We start from the raw sequence: 18169 nt of genomic DNA, 5'->3' as shown, positions 1-18169 counted from the left end.
CAGCTTGAACTTTGTGTTCTTTCGAATAAGAATTGCGCACTGATTTTGCCTCCAATTGGACGCCATTATAGCGTCCGAAGAAGGTGTCCAAAATCATTAAGCCAGTTCACCCCTGTGCCGCGATCGGCCCCGCAGGGGCCGTAAAGCCAGCGATCTGGTTGTGGCAGTCGACCCGAACAGGTTCAGCGACACGACGCCGCCTATAAGACAGTTGCTCCCACAGGGTGCTGTGATCAATGCCCACACCGGGGTGTCGCTACGGATGAGTGTCCCTCATCCGCTGCCCCTCGTCGCTACTCCACCTCGACCACCGCCTGTGGCCTGCTGCTCTCAGTCCCCGACGCCCTGAGCTGGCGATACTGGTTGGGTGACAGCTGGGTGTGCTGGCGGAACAGGCGGGCGAAGAAGCTGGCATCGTCGTAACCCACCTCGTAGCTGATGGTCTTGATGCTCTTGCGTGTACTCGACAGCAGCCCCTTGGCCGTTTCGATGCGCAGCCGCTGCAGGTAATGCAGCGGCTTGTCGCCCGTCGCGCTCTGGAAGCGGCGCATGAAGTTGCGGATGCTCATGCCGTGGTTGCGGGCCACGTCCTCGAAGCGGAACTTGTCGGCGAAGTGTTCCTCGAGCCAGTGCTGGATCTGCAGGATCAGCAGGTCCTGGTGCAGCTTCTGACCACCGAACCCGATGCGCCCTGGGGTGTAGCTGCGCTGCACCTCGTACAGGATGTCGCGGGCCACGGTCCGGGCCACGCTCGCGCCGCAGAAGCGCTCGATCAGGTAGATGTACAGGTCGCACGCCGAGGTGGTGCCGCCCGCGCAGTACAGGTTGTCGGCGTCGGTCAGGTGCTTGTCGCGGTTGAGGTTCACGTTCGGGAAGCGCGCGGCGAAGCTGTCGAAGAAACGCCAGTAGGTGGTGGCTTCCTTGTGGTCGAGCAGGCCGGCTTCGGCCAGCCAGAAGACCCCGCTGGACTCGCCGCACAGGACGGCGCCCCGCGCGTGCTGGTCGCGCAGCCAGGCAGGCACCTGGGGATAGCGCGCCGACACCGTGTCGAAGTTCTCCGCGAAAGGGGGCAGCAGGATGATGTCGGCATTGTCCAGCCCGCCGTCCACGGGGATCTGCACGGAGCTGAAGCTGTCCACGGGCTGCCCGTCCGGGCTCACCAGGTGGATCTCGAACATGGGATGCGGGCCGACGCCCAGTTGTCGACCGAAGCGCAGGCAGGCAAGGTGGAAGAAGTCCTTGGCCTGCATCAGGGCAGAGGCGAAGGCCGTGTCGATGGCCAGAATGCTGACGCGCCGCAACGACGCCGAAGGGGGATCGAACATCATGGTGATTATTCTTATAGGGAAAATAGGACTTTCGTTGGCTGGATCGTCTTACCTTTCGGCAGCCCTGTCCAGTACCCCTGCTCACCACAAGGTCATGTCTGCTACCGCCGTCACGAAATGCACGGTTACTCGACAAATCGGGTTGAAAAATTCGCTGCAATCTGGATAATCCTCACCCTCTCAGTGCGGTGGGAGTGATGCACCACCCACGAAAGAACCCTGCCGAATATTGGACGCGCTGACCCGAGCCCCCGATAGCGTCCCTATGCGGCTGCGCGCTTGTCTTGTCAAGCGAAGCACTATCCAGTAAGATCCGCCGTCTTATTTTCGCTGGGCGGCCCTTGAGGCTATAAAGAATGAAAACTTTTACTGCTAAACCAGAAACAGTAAAGCGCGACTGGTTCGTGGTCGACGCCGCTGGTCAGACCCTGGGTCGTCTGGCTACCGAAATCGCACTGCGCCTGCGCGGCAAGCACAAGGCAGAGTACACCCCTCACGTTGACACCGGCGACTACATCGTCGTCATCAACGCCGAGCAGGTTCGTGTCACTGGTGCCAAGTCTTCGGACAAAATGTACTACTCCCACTCCGGTTTCCCGGGCGGCATCAAGGAAATCAGCTTCGAGAAGCTGATCGCCAAGGCCCCTGAGCGCGTGATCGAGACCGCGGTCAAAGGCATGCTGCCTAAGAACCCGCTGGGTCGCGACATGTACCGTAAGCTGAAGGTCTATGCGGGCGCTAACCACCCTCATACTGCTCAGCAGCCCCAAGAACTGAAGATTTAACGGAATAGTTCATTATGTCGGCGACTCAAAATTACGGCACTGGCCGTCGCAAGACCGCAACCGCTCGCGTTTTCCTGCGTCCGGGCACCGGTAACATCTCCATCAACAACCGTCCTCTGGACACCTTCTTCGGCCGCGAAACCGCTCGCATGGTTGTTCGCCAGCCGCTGGAGCTGACCGAGACCGTTGAGAAGTTCGACATCTACGTCACCGTCATCGGTGGTGGTGTCAGCGGTCAGGCCGGTGCTATCCGCCACGGTATCACCCGTGCGCTGATGGAATACGACGAATCCCTGCGTGGCGCTCTGCGTCGTGCCGGCTTCGTGACCCGCGACGCCCGTGAAGTCGAGCGTAAGAAAGTGGGCCTGCGTAAAGCACGTAAGCGTCCTCAGTACTCCAAGCGTTAATCACGCTTCGGCAGTCCAAGAAACCCGGCTCCAGTGGAGTCGGGTTTTTTTGTGTCTGGCGTTCATCAACGGCTCGTGCGGCTCTGCGCACTGGCCTGGCAATGCTATTTACCTTGTCATCCCCCGCCTGTGTTCTTACCATTCGGCCAGTTTTGGTCTGCCGTCCCGTTCGGTGGCGAGCGGCGATTCATGGCGGTGGAGAAGTGAAATGAGCAACGACGGCGTCAACACAGGCCGGCGCCGCTTCCTGGTGACGGCCACTTCCGTGGTGGGTGCGGCTGGGGTGGTCGGTGCTGCAGTGCCTTTGGTGAAGGCCTGGTTACCGAGCGCCAAGGCCAAGGCCGCCGGTGCGCCGGTCAGGGTCAACGTCGCGAAGATCGAGCCCGGTCAGCAGATGGTGGTCGAGTGGCGCGGTCAGCCGGTGTTCATCTTGCGCCGGGGTCAGCCGATGCTGGCGACCCTCGACACGCTCACGCCCGAGCTGGCCGACCCTCGCTCCCTCGACTCGAGCCAGCCTGCCTATGTGGACCCTCGCACCCGTGCGATCCGACCGGACATCTTCGTGGTCATCGGGTTGTGCACGCACCTGGGGTGCTCGCCTTCCTTTCGGCCCGAAGTGGCGCCCGACGATTTGGGGGCTGACTGGGTGGGTGGGTATTTCTGCCCGTGTCACGGTTCGCGGTACGACCTGGCCGGGCGTGTCTACAAGGCGCAGCCTGCACCACTCAATCTGCCTATACCACCCCACGCTTACGAATCCGAGGATGTGATCGTGGTCGGTGTCGACCAGGAGGGCGCGTGATGCGCAAGTTGGTGCAGTGGATCGACGCACGCTTTCCCCTGACCCGGTTGTGGCGAGAGCACCTCAGCCGTTACTACGTGCCCAGGAACCTCAACGTGTTCTACCTGTTCGGGTCGCTGGCGCTGCTGGTGCTGGTCAATCAGCTGGTCACCGGGCTCTGGCTGACGATGAGCTACACGCCGACGGCCGAAGGCGCCTTCGCCTCGATCGAGTCGATCATGCGCGACGTGGAGTACGGCGCGTTGCTGCGTTACCTGCATTCGACCGGCGCCTCGGCATTCTTCATCGTGATCTACCTGCACATGTTCCGGGGCTTGCTCTATGGCTCCTACCAGAAGCCTCGGGAGCTGGTGTGGGTGTTCGGCATGCTGCTCTACCTGGCGCTGATGGCCGAGGCGTTCATGGGCTATCTGCTGCCTTGGGGGCAGATGTCCTATTGGGGGGCGCAGGTGATCATCTCGCTGTTCGGCGCCATTCCGGTGATCGGCGAGGATCTGGCGCAGTGGGTGCGCGGTGACTACCTGATCTCCGGTATCACGCTCAACCGCTTCTTCGCCCTGCACGTGATCGCCTTGCCGATCGTGCTGCTGGGGCTGGTGGTGCTGCACATCATGGCGTTGCACGAGGTGGGGTCGAACAACCCGGACGGCATCGACATCAGGCAGCACCTGGGGCCGAGCGGCCTGCCGCTCGATGGCGTGCCCTTTCACCCGTACTACACCGTCAAGGACCTGTTCGGCGTCGGTGTCTTCCTGTTCGTGTTCTGCGCGGTGGTGTTCTTCTTCCCTGACATGAACGGGTATTTCCTGGAGCGCGCCAACTTCGAGCCGGCCAACACCTTGAAGACGCCGGAGCACATCACCCCGGTCTGGTACTTCACGCCGTTCTACGCCATCTTGCGCGCGGTGCCCGACAAGCTGTTCGGTGTCCTGGCGATGGCCGGTGCGATCGCCTTGCTGTTCGCATTGCCATGGCTCGACCGCAGCCCGGTGCGCTCGATGCGCTACAAGGGCTGGGCCAGCCGGGCCTTCCTGGCACTGTTCTGCGTCGCCTTCGTGACCCTGGGGGTGCTGGGTCTGCAGGCGCCGAGCCTCTGGGGGGTGTGGCTGGCGCGGGTGTGCGCCGTGATCTACTTCGCCTACTTCCTGCTGATGCCGTTCTACACCCGTCGCGAACGGACCTTGCCTGTGCCTGCGCGAGTGACGCGCCGATGAGGGGTCTGCTGATGGCGTTGATGCTGGTGTGCTGGCCGGTGGGTGCGTGGGCGGCACCGGCGGTGCTGGACGAGGCGCGCATCGACCTGAGCGACAGGGCCGCCTTGCAGGACGGTGCGCGAACGTTCGTCAATCACTGCATGGGCTGCCACGGCATGCAGTTCCAGCGTTACGAGCAGGTGGCCGACGACCTGGGCATCCCCCCTGCCATGATGCTGCAGAACCTGGTATTCACCGGTGCCAGGATCGGTGATCACATGGTCAGCAGCCTGCGCCCCGAAGACGGCAAGGCCTGGTTCGGCGTCGCGCCGCCGGACCTGACCCTGATCGCGCGCGTGCGTGGTGACGACTGGCTGTACACCTACCTGCGCAGCTTCTACGAAGACCCGTCGCGTCCCTTGGGGTCGAACAACCGCGTGCTGCCAGGGGTGGGGATGCCCAACGTGCTGGCAGGGCTGCAGGGGCGACAAGTACTGGCGTGTGCGCCAGGTGGCGAGCCGGCAGCGGCTGGCGCGCCCTGTGACCAGCTGACCCTGGTGCCGAATTCGGGTACCCTGACGCCCCGGCAGTTCGATGAGAAGATCAGGAACCTGGTGGCCTTCATGGCCTACTCGGCCGACCCTTTCCGGCTCGAGCATCGGCGCCTCGGCGTCTATGTGCTGCTGTACCTGGCGGTGTTCATGGCCCTGGCCTACCTGCTCAAGCGAGACTACTGGAAGGACGTGCCCTGAGCGCGTCGAGCCTGTACACCGTACACGCGCCTTCGAGCGCTTTCGTGCCGACACGAAAGTCCCTCGGGGCGCGTTCGTCTTTGTCACCACATCCCTTTGTTTGCGAGGAGGAGCACCATGGGTGCGCCCAACGGGTTGGCCTGTTATTCCGACCCCGCTGACCATTATTCCCACCGCGTACGCCTGGTGCTCGCGGAAAAGGCCGTCAATGTCGAGATCGTCGAGGTCGAGGCGGGTCGCCTGCCGGCGCGCCTGATCGAGATCAACCCCTACGGCAGCGTGCCGATGCTGGTCGACCGTGACCTGGCGCTCTACGAGCCCGGCGTGCTGATGGAGTACCTCGAGGAGCGTTATCCTCATCCGCTGCTGCTGCCGGTCTACCCCCTGGCCCGTGGCAATACACGTCTGCTGATGCACCGCGTGCAGCGCGACTGGTGCGTGCAGGCCGACATCGTCCTCGACGAGCGTCTGCCCGACGGCCAGCGTGCCTTGGCGCGCAAGGCCCTTCGCGACAGCCTGATCGGCGTGGCGCCGGTGTTCGCCGAGTTCGCCTGTTTCATGAGCGAGGAGCAAAGTCTGGCCGACTGCTGTCTACTGCCGATACTGTGGCGTCTGCCACTGATGAACATCGAGTTGCCACGGCAGGCCAAGCCGCTGGCCGATTACATGGAGCGACAGTTCGCTCGCGAGCCTTTCCAGGCGAGCCTGTCCGCTGCCGAACGCGCAATGCGCAATGCTTAAGGAGCCGTTGATGAACTCCAGTCGCCCTTACCTGGTGCGCTCGCTCTACGAGTGGATCGTCGACAACGATTGCACACCCCACATGCTGGTCAATGCCGACTACCCGGCCGTCCAGGTCCCCCAGGGTTTCGCCAGTGATGGCCAGATCGTCCTGAACATCTCCCCCAGTGCCGTGCGCAACCTGCACATGGACAACGAGGCCGTGAGTTTCGAGGGGCGCTTCAGTGGCGTGGCGCACACGCTGTACGTGCCCGTCGCTGCCATTCTGGGTATCTACGCCCGCGAGAATGGGCAGGGCATGGTCTTCGAGCTGGAGCCTGCACTGATGGACGATGAGGACGTCGAGGTGGGCTTTGAGGAGCGCCCTGACGATGAGTCGCCGGACGACGGCGGCCAGCCGCCACGTCCGAGCGGGCCGCCGAGCCTGAAGGTGGTCAAGTAGGCATGAAAAAGGCGACCCTCCAGGGGTCGCCTTTTTTCGACGCGGCGTGACGGATCAGCGCTTCATGTGTGCCGGCAGGTGCGGCTGGATCGCCGTCAGCACGGCCTTGAAGCACTTGACGTTGCCCGCGACGATGTGACCCTTGTCGAGGAAGTCGTGACCGCCATTGAAGTCGCTGACCAGGCCGCCTGCTTCCTGGATCAGCAGCACGCCGGCGGCCATGTCCCACTCGGACAGGCCCGACTCCCAGAACGCATCGAAGCGACCGGCCGCCACGTAGGCCAGGTCCAGGCTCGCGGCGCCTGCGCGACGGATGCCGGCCGTCTGGCCGGTGAGGGCGCGGAACATGCTCAGGTAGTTGTCCAGGTCGCCGAGCTGGTCGTCACGGAACGGGAAGCCGGTGCCGAGCAGGGCGCCTTCGAGGCTGCTGCGCGCGCTGACGCGCAGGCGACGGCCGTTGAGCTGGGCGCCACGGCCACGGCTGGCGGTGAACTCTTCCTGGCGGACCGGATCGACGATCACGGCGTGCTCGAGGCGACCCCGGTACTTGCAGGCGATGCTGACGGCGAAGTGCGGGATACCACGCAGGAAGTTGGTCGTGCCGTCCAGTGGATCGATGATCCACAGGTAGTCCTTGCCTTCCTCGCCGGTGCCGGCATGCAGACCTGTCTCCTCGCCCTGGATGGAGTGGTTCGGATACGCTTTGCGCAGGCTGTTGACGATGCTCTGCTCGGCGGCGCGATCGACTTCCGACACGTAGTCCTTGGCGTTCTTCTCGTCGACCTTGATGGTATCCAGGCGTTCGATGGAGCGGAAGATCAGTTCACTGGCGCTGCGAGCGGCGCGCAGCGCGATATTCAGCATAGGCTGCATGGGTGGGTCACCTGGAGTGTTAAAGAAAGCCGCACATTCTAGCAGAAAAGTTCGCGCGCTGAAGCGTGACGTTCGCTTTCGTGGCGCTGGCGAGGTGCCTTCTGTAAGATTCCGCCTCCGTCCACTGCCTCCGCGAGCGCATTACCGTGCTGCAAAACATTCGTGTCGTCCTGGTCAATACCAGCCACCCCGGCAACATCGGCGGCGCTGCGCGTGCCATGAAGAACATGGGCCTGTCGCGCCTGGTGCTGGTCCAGCCCCAGCAGTTCCCTGCGGCCGAGGCGTCGGCCCGGGCCTCGGGGGCCGATGATGTGCTGGCCAACGCGGTCGTGGTCGACAGCCTCGAGCAAGCGCTGGCCGGCACGCGTCTGGTGCTGGGTACCAGTGCCCGCGACCGGCGCCTGCCCTGGCCGCTGATCGATCCGCGCGAGTGCGGGCGTACGGTGATCGAGCACGCCGCCCTCGGCGAGGAGATCGCCCTGGTCTTCGGGCGTGAGCACGCCGGGCTGACCAACGATGAGCTGCAGCGCTGTCACTTCCACGTGCACATCCCCTCCAATCCCGAATTCAGCTCGCTGAACCTGGCCGCCTCGGTGCAGGTGCTGGCCTACGAGGTACGTACCGCGTGGCTGGCCGGTGGCGGGGAAGGCGCGTCACCGGCGAAACCGGCACCGACCCCGTCGGAGCTGGCGACCATGGACGAGATGGAGCTGTTCTACCAGCACCTGGAGCAGACCCTGGTGGACATCGGGTTTCTCGACCCGGAAAAGCCCCGTCACCTGATGCCGCGCCTGCGGCGCCTGTACGGACGCAGCGCGGTCGAGCGGACCGAGGTGAGTATCCTGCGCGGTATCCTCACCGAGACCCAGAAAGTAGCGCGGGGCGAACCGCACAAACGGAAGGACCGATAGATGTTCGAGCGTCTGCGTGAAGATATTCAGAGCGTGTTCCACCGCGACCCGGCGGCGCGCAATGCCTTCGAGGTGATGACCTGCTACCCCGGCATGCACGCCATCTGGCTGCACCGGCTGGGGCATGCGCTGTGGGTCCGCGACTTCAAGTGGCTGGCGCGCCTGGTCTCCAACTTCGGCCGCTGGCTGACGGGGATCGAGATCCACCCGGGGGCCAAGGTAGGTCGGCGGTTCTTCATCGACCACGGCATGGGCATCGTCATCGGCGAGACGGCCGAGATCGGTGACGACGTGACGCTCTACCAGGGTGTGACCCTGGGCGGCACCAGCTGGAACAAGGGCAAGCGTCACCCGACTCTGGAGGATGGGGTGGTGGTCGGCGCCGGGGCCAAGGTGCTCGGCCCGTTCACCGTGGGCGCAGGCGCCAAGATCGGCTCCAATGCCGTGGTCACCAAGGAAGTGCCTGCCGGGGCCACGGCCGTCGGCATCCCCGGGCGCATCATCGTCAAGGCCGAGGATGGCGAGGTCGAGGCCAAGCGCAAGGCCATGGCGGCGAAGATCGGGTTCGACGCCTACGGCGTGAGTGGCGACATGCCCGACCCGGTGGCCCGGGCCATCGGCCTGCTGCTCGATCACCTGCAGGCGGTCGACGGTCGCCTGGAAGAGGTCTGCGGCGAGTTGAGCAAGCTCGACAGCAGCTACCGGGCCAAGGACATGCCGGCCCTGCGGGACGAGGACTTCGCTGAGGTCAAGCAGGACGCGCAGGGCGACACCCAGCCGCATTGACAGCGGGCAGGTACGAGGCGTGTGCTCATGCCGCGTACCTGCTATAATGCGGCCCGTCTTTCGGGGTTAATTCCGACTAAAGCACTAGGTTTTATAGTTGACTTGAATGCTCGGGAATTGCATAATCCCCTTCACTATCCTGTAACTCCCGTGGTACCCGATAGCCATGCGATTGACTACCAAAGGCCGATACGCGGTGACTGCCATGCTCGATCTGGCATTGCATGCCACGCATGGACCGGTATCGTTGGCCGACATCTCCGAGCGCCAGGGCATTTCCCTCTCCTACCTGGAACAGCTGTTCGCCAAGTTGCGTCGCAACAGCCTGGTTTCCAGCGTACGAGGCCCAGGCGGCGGCTACCAGCTGTCCCGAGGCATGGACACCATCCAGGTCTCGCAAGTCATCGACGCGGTCAACGAGTCGGTCGACGCTACCCGTTGCCAGGGGCTGGGCGATTGCCACGGCGGCGACACCTGCCTGACGCACCACCTGTGGTGTGACCTTAGCGAGCAGATCCACACGTTCCTCAGTGGCATCAGCCTGGCCGACCTGGTCATCCGCCGAGAAGTCCAGGAAGTTGCCCACCGCCAGGACCTGCGCCGTGTCGCGGGCCGTTCCGCCCACCTGGACAAGATTGAGACGTCCGCCGTCGAATGACCGTTTCGACGAGCGGCGCGACCGCCTGATAGGAGATACGAAATGAAGTTGCCGATCTACCTCGATTACTCCGCGACCACGCCCGTCGATCCACGCGTCGCCCAGAAAATGGTCGAATGCCTGACGCTCGACGGAAACTTCGGTAACCCGGCGTCGCGCTCGCACCTGTTCGGCTGGAAGGCCGAAGAGGCCGTCGAACACGCGCGCCGCCAAGTGGCCGAACTGATCAACGCCGACCCGCGCGAGATCGTCTGGACCAGTGGTGCCACCGAATCGGACAACCTGGCCCTCAAGGGCGTGGCGCACTTCTACGCCAGCAAGGGCAAGCACATCATCACCTCGAAGATCGAGCACAAGGCGATCCTCGACACCGCTCGCCAGCTCGAGCGCGAAGGGTTCGAAGTGACCTACCTCGAGCCTGGCGAAGACGGCATCGTCACCCCGGCCATGATCGAGGCGGCCCTGCGCGATGACACCATCCTGGTGTCGATCATGCACGTGAACAACGAAGTCGGTTCCATCACCGACATCGCCGCGATCGGCGAACTGACCCGCTCGCGTGGCGTGCTGTTCCACGTCGATGCCGCGCAGTCGGCCGGCAAGGTCGAGATCGATCTGCAGAAACTCAAGGTCGACCTGATGTCGTTCTCCGCGCACAAGGTCTACGGGCCCAAGGGCATCGGCGCGCTGTACGTCAGCCGCAAGCCGCGCGTGCGCCTGGAAGCCGGCATCCACGGCGGCGGTCACGAGCGCGGCATGCGCTCCGGCACCCTGCCGACCCACCAGATCGTCGGCATGGGTGAAGCCTTCGCCATCGCCAAGCAGGAGATGGCAGCCGAAAACGTGCGCATCAAGGCCCTGAGCGACCGCTTCTTCAGCCAGGTCTCCGACCTCGAGGAGCTGTACATCAACGGCAGCAGCACCGCGCGGGTACCGCACAACCTGAACCTGAGCTTCAACTATGTCGAAGGCGAGTCGCTGCTGATGTCGCTCAAGGACATCGCCGTATCGTCCGGTTCGGCCTGCACCTCCGCGTCGCTCGAGCCGTCCTACGTGCTGCGTGCACTGGGTCGCAACGACGAGCTGGCGCACAGCTCCATCCGTTTCTCCTTCGGTCGCTTCACCACCGAAGAAGACGTCGACCATGCCGCCCGCAAGGTCTGCGAAGCGGTCAGCAAGCTGCGCGAACTGTCGCCGCTGTGGGACATGTACAAGGACGGCGTCGACATCTCCAAGATCGAGTGGGCCGCCCACTAAGCAGCCGCCAAGCAGTCGCCGGCAAGAGCGGCTCCCAGATGAGGAAGGAATTGCACCATGGCATATAGCGAAAAGGTCATCGACCACTACGAAAACCCACGCAACGTCGGCAAGATGAATGCCGAGGATCCGGACGTCGGCACCGGCATGGTCGGCGCTCCGGCCTGCGGTGACGTGATGCGTCTGCAGATCAAGGTCAACGAGCAGGGCGTCATCGAAGACGCCAAGTTCAAGACCTACGGCTGCGGTTCGGCCATCGCCTCCAGCTCGCTGGCCACCGAGTGGATGAAGGGCAAGACCCTCGACGAAGCCGAGACCATCAAGAACACCCAGCTGGCCGAGGAACTGGCCCTGCCGCCGGTGAAGATCCACTGCTCGGTGCTCGCCGAGGACGCCATCAAGGCGGCCGTGCGCGACTACAAGCAGAAGAAAGGTTTGCTCTAACGCACCTGTTGCAAGGTAAGGAGTCTCGATGGCTATCAGCATGACAGAAGCCGCCGCCAACCACGTGCGGCGTTCCCTAGAGGGTCGCGGCAAGGGCGAAGGCATTCGCCTGGGCGTGCGCACCACCGGCTGCTCGGGCCTGGCCTACGTGCTGGAGTTCGTTGACGAACTGGCCGGTGAGGACCAGGTCTTCGAGAACCACGGCGTGAAGGTCATCATCGACCCCAAGAGCCTGGTCTATCTCGATGGCACCGAGCTGGACTTCGTCAAGGAAGGGTTGAACGAAGGCTTCAGGTTCAACAATCCCAACGTGCGCGGTGAGTGTGGCTGCGGCGAAAGCTTCAACGTCTGAGGCTGCCGTGGGTACTCCTTGCCATTTCGCCCTGTTCGACCTCCAGCCGGCCTTCCGTCTGGACCTCGATGCGCTGGCCGTTCGTTACCGCGAACTGGCCCGCGAGGTCCATCCGGATCGCTTCGCCGACGCCTCCGAACGTGAGCAACGCCTCGCGCTCGAACGCTCTGCCGCGCTCAACGAAGCCTACCAGACCCTGCGCAGCGCCCCACGGCGTGCCCGCTACCTGCTGGCCCTCGGTGGGCAGGAAGTGCCTCAGGAGGTGACGGTCCACGACCCGGACTTCCTGATGCAGCAGTTGCAGTGGCGCGAAGAGCTCGAAGAGCTGCACGACGAGGCCGACCTCGATGGCGTCGCCGTCTTCAAGCGCCGCGTCAAGGCTGCCCAGGGCTCGCTCGACGAAGCCTTCGCTGCCTGTTGGGACGATGCCGCGCAGCGTGAACAGGCCGAACGCCTGATGCGCCGCATGCAGTTCCTCGACAAGCTTGCCCAAGAAGTGCGCCAACTCGAAGAGCGCCTCGACGATTAACCCGGCGTCGACCGTGACGATGCCTAAGGTACTCAGATAAGCATGGCCCTACTGCAGATCGCCGAACCCGGTCAGACCCCCCAGCCGCACCAGCGGCGCCTGGCGGTGGGTATCGACCTGGGCACCACCAATTCCCTGGTCGCCGCCGTGCGCAGCGGCCGTAGCGAGCCGCTGCCCGACGCCGAAGGTCAGGTTATCCTGCCTTCGGCCGTGCGCTACTCGGCCCAAGGGACCCAGGTCGGCCACGGCGCCCGCGCCGCTGCCGCCCTCGACCCGCTCAACACGATCCTGTCGGTCAAGCGCCTGATGGGGCGTGGCCGCGCCGACGTGCGGCAACTGGGCGAACAATTGCCCTACCGCTTCGTCGACGGTGAATCGCACATGCCGTTCATCGACACCGTGCAAGGCCCGAAAAGCCCGGTCGAGGTGTCGGCCGACATCCTCAAGTCGCTGCGTCAGCGCGCTGAAGAGACCCTGGGCGGCGAGCTGGTCGGGGCGGTCATCACCGTCCCGGCCTACTTCGACGACGCCCAGCGCCAGGCCACCAAGGACGCCGCGCGTCTGGCCGGCCTGGAGGTGCTGCGGCTGCTCAACGAGCCGACGGCCGCTGCCGTGGCCTATGGTCTGGACCAGAACGCCGAAGGTGTGGTCGCCATCTACGACCTGGGCGGCGGGACCTTCGACATCTCGATCCTGCGCCTGACCGCCGGGGTCTTCGAGGTGCTGGCCACCGGTGGCGACACCGCCCTGGGCGGTGACGATTTCGACCATGCGATCGCCACCTGGATCATCGCGCAGGCCGGGTTGGACAACAACCTCGACCCCTCGACGCAGCGCCAGCTGATGCAGACCGCCTGCGCCGCCAAGGAAGCCCTGACCGAGGCCGAATCGGTCGAGGTGCGCCATGGCGCCTGGGCCGGTCAGCTGACCCGTGCCGCCTTCGACGCGATGATCGAGCCGCTGGTCGCCCGCAGCCTCAAGGCCTGCCGCCGCGCCGTGCGCGACAGTGGCGTGGAGCTGGAGGAGGTCGCCGAGGTGGTGATGGTCGGCGGTTCGACCCGCGTGCCGCGGGTGCGCGAAGCGGTCGGCGCGCTGTTCGGGCGCACGCCGCTCACGTCCATCGACCCTGACCAGGTGGTCGCCGTCGGTGCCGCCGTGCAGGCCGATACGCTGGCCGGCAACCGCCGCGAAGGTGGCGATCTGCTGCTGCTCGACGTGATTCCGCTGTCGCTCGGTCTGGAGACCATGGGCGGCCTGATGGAGAAGATCATCCCGCGCAACACCACGATCCCGGTCGCGCGTGCGCAGGAGTTCACCACGTACAAGGATGGCCAGTCGGCCATGATGATCCACGTGCTGCAGGGCGAGCGCGAGCTGGTCAGCGACTGCCGTTCCCTGGCGCGCTTCGAGCTGCGCGGCATTCCGGCGATGGTGGCCGGCGCGGCGAAGATCCGCGTGACCTTCCAGGTCGATGCCGACGGCCTGCTCGGCGTCGCGGCGCGCGAGGTCGGCTCCGGCGTGGAAGCCAGCATCCAGGTCAAGCCGTCCTATGGCCTGACCGATGGGGAAATCGCCCGCATGCTCAAGGACTCCTTCGAGCATGCCGGCAGCGACAAGCAGGCCCGTCAGCTGCGCGAGCACCAGGTCGATGCCGAGCGATTGCTCGAAGCGGTCGAGGGTGCCCTGCAGGCCGATGGCGAGCGCCTGCTCGACGAAGTAGAGCGTCTGGCGATCCAGATGCAGATGCAGGACCTGCGTGATTTGCTGACCGGCACCGATGGCCCTGCCATCGAGCAACAGACCAAGCGTCTGTCGCAGGTGACCGACGCGTTTGCCGCCCGTCGCCTGGATTCGACGGTCAAAGCCGCACTGGCCGGGCGCAACCTGAATGAGATCGAGGAGTAACCGATGCCGCTGGTGACATTCCTGCCGCATGAGAAATTCTGCCCCGAAGGGCTGACCGTGGACGTGCCGACCGGGACCAACATCCTGGAGCTGGCCCATGACCATCACATCGAGATGGAAAGCGCCTGCGGTGGCGTCAAGGCCTGCACCACCTGCCATTGCATCGTGCGCAAGGGCTTCGACTCGCTCGAAGAAGCCGATGAGCTCGAAGAAGACATGCTGGACAAGGCCTGGGGCCTGGAGGCGCAGTCGCGCCTGGGTTGCCAGGTGCAGGTGGCCGACGAAGACCTGACCATCGAGATCCCCAAGTACTCGCTCAACCACGCCGCTGAAGCGCCGCACTGAGGGTCGTCTGCATGAGTCTGAAATGGGTTGACGTACTTGAGATCGCCATCCAGCTTGCGGAAAGCAAGCCGGACGTCGATCCTCGCTATGTGAATTTCGTCCAGCTGCACAAATGGGTGCAGGAGCTGCCGGAGTTTTCCGACGATCCCAAGCGCGCCGGTGAAAAGGTGCTCGAAGCCATCCAGGCGGCGTGGATCGAAGAAGCCGACTGAGGCGCTTCGCGCAGGTTAGGCAATCCCCTGGAACCCGCGTATAATCCGCGGGTTCAATTTTTCGCAACACTCAAATTCCGGAGTTTTCCATGGCTGTTCAACGTACTTTCTCCATCATCAAGCCTGACGCCGTTGCCAAGAACGTCATCGGCAAGATCACCTCGCGCTTCGAAGAAGCCGGCCTGCGCATCGTCGCTTCCAAGATCAAGCAGCTGTCCAAGGCCGAGGCCGAAGGCTTCTACGCCGAGCACAAGGAGCGTGGCTTCTTCGGTGACCTGGTTGCCTTCATGACTTCCGGTCCTGTCGTGGTTCAGGTGCTGGAAGGCGAGAACGCCATCGCGCGCAACCGTGAGCTGATGGGCGCCACCAACCCGAAAGAAGCTGCTGCCGGCACCATCCGCGCCGACTTCGCCGAGTCGATCGACGCCAACGCCGTTCACGGTTCGGACTCCGAAGCCGCCGCTGCTCGCGAAATCGCTTACTTCTTCGCTGCTACCGAGGTAACCACTCGCTAAGCGAAGGCTGACGAGTGAGGGTGAATCCATGACGACATCTGCTGAAAAAATCAACCTGCTGGGTCTGACCCAGCCGGAAATGGAACAGTTCTTCGACTCGATCGGGGAGAAACGCTTCCGTGCCGGGCAGGTGATGAAATGGATTCACCACTTTGGCGTCGATGATTTCGACGCCATGACCAACGTCGGCAAGGTCTTGCGCGAAAAGCTCAAGCGCGTTGCCGAGATTCGCGCGCCGGAAGTGGTCAGTGAAGACATCTCCGCCGACGGGACGCGCAAGTGGGTGGTCCGCGTTGCCTCTGGCAGCTGCGTCGAGACCGTCTACATCCCCACCGACGACCGTGGCACCCTGTGCGTGTCGTCCCAGGCCGGCTGTGCCCTGGACTGCAGCTTCTGCTCCACTGGCAAGCAAGGCTTCAACAGCAACCTCACCGCCGCCGAAGTCATCGGCCAGGTGTGGGTCGCGAACAAATCCTTCGGGACCGTTCCCGCCAAGATCGACCGCGCCATCACCAACGTGGTCATGATGGGCATGGGCGAGCCCCTGCTGAACTTCGACAATGTCATCGCCGCCATGAAGATCATGATGGACGATCTGGGCTATGGCATTTCCAAGCGTCGCGTCACCTTGTCCACGTCGGGCGTGGTACCGATGATCGACGAGCTGGCCAAGCACATCGACGTCTCCCTGGCGCTGTCGCTGCATGCGCCGAACGATGAGCTGCGCAACCAGCTGGTGCCGATCAACCGCAAGTACCCGCTCAAGATGCTGCTGGACTCGTGCCTGGGCTACATGGCCACCCTGGGTGGCAAGCGTGTGCTGACCATCGAGTACACCCTGCTCAAGGACGTCAACGACCAGCCGCAGCATGCTGCCGAAATGATCGAGCTGCTGCGCGACGTGCCGTGCAAGATCAACCTGATCCCGTTCAACCCGTTCCCCCATTCGGGTTACGAGCGCCCCAGCAACAATGCGATCCGACGGTTCCAGGACCTGCTGCACCACGGTGGTTTCAACGTGACCACCCGTACGACCCGTGGCGAAGACATCGATGCCGCCTGCGGACAGCTCGTCGGTCAGGTCATGGACCGCACCCGACGCAGCGAGCGTTACATCGCCGTGCGCCAGCTCAACGCTGACGCCGAGATGAACGACGGCGTCGCAGGCAACTGACGGAACCGCGCCGATGACCCTGCGCGCCGCGCTGTCGATTCTGTCGCTCTCGCTACTGGCCGGCTGCGTCACCAGCGGCGCGATCGACCCGCTCGCCAGTCGCGAGGGCAGGGCACAGGCAGGACAGGCCTACGTGCAGCTGGGCCTGGGCTACCTGCACCAGGGGCGAGTGCAGCAGGCCAAGCGCTCCCTGGTTCGCGCGCTGGCGCTCGAGCCCAGAGATGCCGATGCCCATGCAGCCCTGGCGCTGGTGGCACAGGCCGAGGACGACGACGAGGCTGCCAGGGCGCACTTCCATACGGCCCTCGCCGCTCGCCCGCACGACGCACGAATCTGCAACAACTTCGGCAGTTTCCTTTATGCTCGTGGAGAATTTGCCCAGGCCGAGCAGATGTTTCGCCAAGCGACGCGCGATACGCTGTATCCTGAGCGTTCGCAGGTGTACGGCAACCTGGGCATGACTGCCCTGAAGCGCGGTCGTCGCGACGAGGCCCGTACCCACTTGCGCAAGGCCATCGCGCTCGATCCGCATCAGCCGCGCGCCTTGCTGGCGTTGGCCGAGCTGGCGCTCGACGAAGGTGACCTGGCGCAGGCGCATGACTACCATGCGCGTTTCAAGCAGGTAGCCGAACCCGACCCGCGCAGTCAGGCGCTGGAGCGGCGACTGGCGCGCGAGGCAGGCGCTCGTGCGCCAGCGGCCGCCTCGGGCCGCGCCTTGAATGGACTTTATCCCGGCACGCCGGACTATCAGCAATACCTGTCGGAGCAATGATGAAAGCCGCGCATCCCGAACTAGCAGCAGCGACTGGCCAGCATCCCGGCGAGCGCTTGCGTCAGGCCCGCGAAAGCCGTGGCTGGACCCAGGCGGACGTGGCCAGCAAGCTCAACCTGACCGTCAGTTCGCTGAACCATCTCGAAACGGGCGCCTTCGATCGGCTGCCCGGACACACCTTCGCCCGCGGTTACATTCGCGCCTATGCGAAACTGCTCGACCTGGACCAGGCGCCCCTGGTCGATGCCTTCGATCACCACACCGGCACCCATGCCAAGGGCAGCGACGTGCACTCGTTGGGCCGTATCGAAGAACCCATGCGCCTGTCCCACAACATCCTGCGCGGTGTCAGCCTGTTGCTGCTGCTGGCCGTCGTAGGCGGCGGGTTCGCCTGGTGGCAGGACCAGGGCGGTACGCGCAAGGACGCCGGCAGCCTGGCCATGGAACACGTCGAGGTCGAAAGCGCCGACGGCACGACCCAGATCCACCCGCTGGACGAGCCTGAAGACCAGGCCGTCGTTGCAGGCGCACAGCCCGAGTCGGCACCGTTGGCATTGCCTCAGGCGACCGACGAGGCTTCCACGGGTACGCCTGCACCGTCTCAAGGCACCGCCCCGGTCGCCGCTGCGAGCGCGGCTGCCACCGCCAGCAGCGCACCGGCTGCGCCTGCCGTGACGCAGCCAGCGGTGACCCCGGCTCCCCCGGCGACTGCCGCATCCCCGGCTGCCACCCCCGTGGCCGGCCAGGGGCAGTTGACCATCGCCTTTTCCGCCGACTGCTGGACCCAGGTCTCCGATGCCACGGGCAAGGTGCTGTCCAGCGGCGTCAAGCGCAAGGGCGACCGTCTCGAGCTGTCCGGCAAGCCGCCGCTGTCGGTGCGTCTGGGCTTCGCGCGCGGCGCCCAGGTTTCCTATAACGGCCAGGCGGTCGATACCGCACCGTTCACCAGCGGCCAGACCGCTCGCCTCAAGTTGGGACAGTAATTC

The 18169-nt window shown here is 64.4% G+C and carries 23 protein-coding genes; 21 read left to right on the top strand and 2 right to left on the bottom strand.

Annotation, left to right across the window (positions count from 1 at the left end; genetic code table 11):
* Positions 1-293 precede the first annotated feature (293 nt).
* Complete coding sequence (locus G7Z99_RS06165) at positions 294-1250, bottom strand: GlxA family transcriptional regulator (RefSeq protein WP_258196972.1); 957 nt, start codon at positions 1248-1250, stop codon at positions 294-296.
* 434 nt (positions 1251-1684) lie between these two features.
* Between G7Z99_RS06165 and rplM the strand changes: the two genes are divergently transcribed.
* From rplM to G7Z99_RS06130, 7 genes are all read left to right on the top strand, one after another.
* Entirely contained in the window at positions 1685-2113 is a 429-nt protein-coding gene (gene rplM / locus G7Z99_RS06160) for a 50S ribosomal protein L13 (protein ID WP_060394910.1), read from the top strand.
* 14 nt (positions 2114-2127) lie between these two features.
* Positions 2128-2520 (top strand): 30S ribosomal protein S9, encoded by a 393-nt coding sequence (gene rpsI, locus G7Z99_RS06155; protein WP_060394909.1) that lies wholly within the window; start codon positions 2128-2130, stop codon positions 2518-2520.
* A 208-nt stretch (positions 2521-2728) separates the two neighbouring features.
* Positions 2729-3322: a ubiquinol-cytochrome c reductase iron-sulfur subunit gene (petA, locus tag G7Z99_RS06150; RefSeq protein WP_181092685.1), complete on the top strand. Its 594-nt coding sequence runs from the start codon at positions 2729-2731 to the stop codon at positions 3320-3322.
* Positions 3322-4536 (top strand): cytochrome b, encoded by a 1215-nt coding sequence (locus tag G7Z99_RS06145; protein WP_181092684.1) that lies wholly within the window; start codon positions 3322-3324, stop codon positions 4534-4536. The genes petA and G7Z99_RS06145 overlap by 1 nt, the downstream gene beginning before the upstream one ends.
* Positions 4533-5267 (top strand): cytochrome c1, encoded by a 735-nt coding sequence (locus G7Z99_RS06140; RefSeq protein ID WP_181092683.1) that lies wholly within the window; start codon positions 4533-4535, stop codon positions 5265-5267. The genes G7Z99_RS06145 and G7Z99_RS06140 overlap by 4 nt, the downstream gene beginning before the upstream one ends.
* Before the next feature lie 117 nt (positions 5268-5384).
* Complete coding sequence (locus tag G7Z99_RS06135; RefSeq protein ID WP_181092682.1) at positions 5385-6008, top strand: glutathione S-transferase N-terminal domain-containing protein; 624 nt, start codon at positions 5385-5387, stop codon at positions 6006-6008.
* Positions 6009-6018: 10 nt separating this feature from the next.
* Positions 6019-6450 carry a ClpXP protease specificity-enhancing factor gene (locus G7Z99_RS06130; protein WP_181092681.1) on the top strand — a complete coding sequence of 144 codons (432 nt, stop codon included), beginning with the start codon at positions 6019-6021 and terminating at the stop codon, positions 6448-6450.
* A gap of 54 nt (positions 6451-6504) precedes the next feature.
* Here the strand turns inward: G7Z99_RS06130 and suhB are convergent, their stop codons facing one another.
* Positions 6505-7323 (bottom strand): type III secretion system regulator SuhB, encoded by an 819-nt coding sequence (gene suhB / locus G7Z99_RS06125; protein ID WP_181092680.1) that lies wholly within the window; start codon positions 7321-7323, stop codon positions 6505-6507.
* A 146-nt stretch (positions 7324-7469) separates the two neighbouring features.
* Here suhB and trmJ point away from each other — a divergent pair, with 146 nt between their 5' ends.
* From trmJ to G7Z99_RS06055, 14 genes are all read left to right on the top strand, one after another.
* Positions 7470-8234 (top strand): tRNA (cytosine(32)/uridine(32)-2'-O)-methyltransferase TrmJ, encoded by a 765-nt coding sequence (trmJ, locus tag G7Z99_RS06120; protein WP_181092679.1) that lies wholly within the window; start codon positions 7470-7472, stop codon positions 8232-8234.
* Positions 8235-9020, top strand: a complete 786-nt coding sequence (gene cysE, locus G7Z99_RS06115; protein WP_181092678.1) for a serine O-acetyltransferase — start codon at positions 8235-8237, stop codon at positions 9018-9020.
* 166 nt (positions 9021-9186) lie between these two features.
* On the top strand, positions 9187-9678 hold the full coding sequence (gene iscR, locus G7Z99_RS06110; RefSeq protein WP_060394900.1) for a Fe-S cluster assembly transcriptional regulator IscR: 492 nt from the start codon (positions 9187-9189) through the stop codon (positions 9676-9678).
* Positions 9679-9720: 42 nt separating this feature from the next.
* Complete coding sequence (locus G7Z99_RS06105; RefSeq protein WP_181092677.1) at positions 9721-10935, top strand: IscS subfamily cysteine desulfurase; 1215 nt, start codon at positions 9721-9723, stop codon at positions 10933-10935.
* A 57-nt stretch (positions 10936-10992) separates the two neighbouring features.
* Complete coding sequence (gene iscU / locus G7Z99_RS06100; protein WP_002552476.1) at positions 10993-11379, top strand: Fe-S cluster assembly scaffold IscU; 387 nt, start codon at positions 10993-10995, stop codon at positions 11377-11379.
* 28 nt (positions 11380-11407) lie between these two features.
* Entirely contained in the window at positions 11408-11731 is a 324-nt protein-coding gene (iscA, locus tag G7Z99_RS06095) for an iron-sulfur cluster assembly protein IscA (RefSeq protein ID WP_181092676.1), read from the top strand.
* 7 nt (positions 11732-11738) lie between these two features.
* Complete coding sequence (gene hscB, locus G7Z99_RS06090; RefSeq protein WP_181092675.1) at positions 11739-12260, top strand: co-chaperone HscB; 522 nt, start codon at positions 11739-11741, stop codon at positions 12258-12260.
* A 42-nt stretch (positions 12261-12302) separates the two neighbouring features.
* Entirely contained in the window at positions 12303-14165 is a 1863-nt protein-coding gene (hscA, locus tag G7Z99_RS06085; protein WP_181092674.1) for a Fe-S protein assembly chaperone HscA, read from the top strand.
* Between the two features lie 3 nt (positions 14166-14168).
* On the top strand, positions 14169-14510 hold the full coding sequence (gene fdx, locus G7Z99_RS06080; RefSeq protein ID WP_181092673.1) for an ISC system 2Fe-2S type ferredoxin: 342 nt from the start codon (positions 14169-14171) through the stop codon (positions 14508-14510).
* Positions 14511-14521: 11 nt separating this feature from the next.
* Positions 14522-14722 carry a Fe-S cluster assembly protein IscX gene (gene iscX / locus G7Z99_RS06075; RefSeq protein ID WP_060394894.1) on the top strand — a complete coding sequence of 67 codons (201 nt, stop codon included), beginning with the start codon at positions 14522-14524 and terminating at the stop codon, positions 14720-14722.
* An 89-nt stretch (positions 14723-14811) separates the two neighbouring features.
* Positions 14812-15237: a nucleoside-diphosphate kinase gene (gene ndk, locus G7Z99_RS06070; protein WP_038410841.1), complete on the top strand. Its 426-nt coding sequence runs from the start codon at positions 14812-14814 to the stop codon at positions 15235-15237.
* A gap of 28 nt (positions 15238-15265) precedes the next feature.
* Entirely contained in the window at positions 15266-16411 is a 1146-nt protein-coding gene (gene rlmN, locus G7Z99_RS06065; RefSeq protein ID WP_181092672.1) for a 23S rRNA (adenine(2503)-C(2))-methyltransferase RlmN, read from the top strand.
* Positions 16412-16424: 13 nt separating this feature from the next.
* A complete protein-coding gene (pilW, locus tag G7Z99_RS06060; protein ID WP_181092671.1) occupies positions 16425-17183 on the top strand; it encodes a type IV pilus biogenesis/stability protein PilW in 759 nt (252 codons plus the stop codon).
* The gene (locus tag G7Z99_RS06055; RefSeq protein WP_181092670.1) at positions 17183-18166 is read left to right on the top strand and encodes a RodZ domain-containing protein; all 984 of its coding nucleotides are present in this window, start codon (positions 17183-17185) and stop codon (positions 18164-18166) included. The genes pilW and G7Z99_RS06055 overlap by 1 nt, the downstream gene beginning before the upstream one ends.
* Positions 18167-18169: the final 3 nt, after the last annotated feature.

The sequence above is a fragment of the Pseudomonas entomophila genome, assembly GCF_013523165.1.
Classification (GTDB): domain Bacteria; phylum Pseudomonadota; class Gammaproteobacteria; order Pseudomonadales; family Pseudomonadaceae; genus Aquipseudomonas; species Aquipseudomonas entomophila_A.
Note: the sequence above shows the minus strand (reverse complement) of the source record. Positions and strands in the feature narration are given on the sequence as shown.

What these genes read in the sequence shown, in the direction of transcription:
- G7Z99_RS06140 (WP_181092683.1), top strand. Translation starts at nt 4,533, where the DNA reads ATGAGGGGTCTGCTGATGGCGTTGATGCTGGTGTGCTGGCCGGTGGGT.
- rplM (WP_060394910.1), top strand. Translation starts at nt 1,685, where the DNA reads ATGAAAACTTTTACTGCTAAACCAGAAACAGTAAAGCGCGACTGGTTC.
- pilW (WP_181092671.1), top strand. Translation starts at nt 16,425, where the DNA reads ATGACCCTGCGCGCCGCGCTGTCGATTCTGTCGCTCTCGCTACTGGCC.
- petA (WP_181092685.1), top strand. Translation starts at nt 2,729, where the DNA reads ATGAGCAACGACGGCGTCAACACAGGCCGGCGCCGCTTCCTGGTGACG.
- suhB (WP_181092680.1), bottom strand. Translation starts at nt 7,323, where the DNA reads ATGCAGCCTATGCTGAATATCGCGCTGCGCGCCGCTCGCAGCGCCAGT.
- rpsI (WP_060394909.1), top strand. Translation starts at nt 2,128, where the DNA reads ATGTCGGCGACTCAAAATTACGGCACTGGCCGTCGCAAGACCGCAACC.
- cysE (WP_181092678.1), top strand. Translation starts at nt 8,235, where the DNA reads ATGTTCGAGCGTCTGCGTGAAGATATTCAGAGCGTGTTCCACCGCGAC.
- iscX (WP_060394894.1), top strand. Translation starts at nt 14,522, where the DNA reads ATGAGTCTGAAATGGGTTGACGTACTTGAGATCGCCATCCAGCTTGCG.
- iscU (WP_002552476.1), top strand. Translation starts at nt 10,993, where the DNA reads ATGGCATATAGCGAAAAGGTCATCGACCACTACGAAAACCCACGCAAC.
- iscR (WP_060394900.1), top strand. Translation starts at nt 9,187, where the DNA reads ATGCGATTGACTACCAAAGGCCGATACGCGGTGACTGCCATGCTCGAT.
- hscA (WP_181092674.1), top strand. Translation starts at nt 12,303, where the DNA reads ATGGCCCTACTGCAGATCGCCGAACCCGGTCAGACCCCCCAGCCGCAC.
- fdx (WP_181092673.1), top strand. Translation starts at nt 14,169, where the DNA reads ATGCCGCTGGTGACATTCCTGCCGCATGAGAAATTCTGCCCCGAAGGG.
- G7Z99_RS06130 (WP_181092681.1), top strand. Translation starts at nt 6,019, where the DNA reads ATGAACTCCAGTCGCCCTTACCTGGTGCGCTCGCTCTACGAGTGGATC.
- G7Z99_RS06165 (WP_258196972.1), bottom strand. Translation starts at nt 1,250, where the DNA reads ATGCAGGCCAAGGACTTCTTCCACCTTGCCTGCCTGCGCTTCGGTCGA.
- ndk (WP_038410841.1), top strand. Translation starts at nt 14,812, where the DNA reads ATGGCTGTTCAACGTACTTTCTCCATCATCAAGCCTGACGCCGTTGCC.
- G7Z99_RS06105 (WP_181092677.1), top strand. Translation starts at nt 9,721, where the DNA reads ATGAAGTTGCCGATCTACCTCGATTACTCCGCGACCACGCCCGTCGAT.
- iscA (WP_181092676.1), top strand. Translation starts at nt 11,408, where the DNA reads ATGGCTATCAGCATGACAGAAGCCGCCGCCAACCACGTGCGGCGTTCC.
- rlmN (WP_181092672.1), top strand. Translation starts at nt 15,266, where the DNA reads ATGACGACATCTGCTGAAAAAATCAACCTGCTGGGTCTGACCCAGCCG.
- G7Z99_RS06135 (WP_181092682.1), top strand. Translation starts at nt 5,385, where the DNA reads ATGGGTGCGCCCAACGGGTTGGCCTGTTATTCCGACCCCGCTGACCAT.
- G7Z99_RS06055 (WP_181092670.1), top strand. Translation starts at nt 17,183, where the DNA reads ATGAAAGCCGCGCATCCCGAACTAGCAGCAGCGACTGGCCAGCATCCC.
- G7Z99_RS06145 (WP_181092684.1), top strand. Translation starts at nt 3,322, where the DNA reads ATGCGCAAGTTGGTGCAGTGGATCGACGCACGCTTTCCCCTGACCCGG.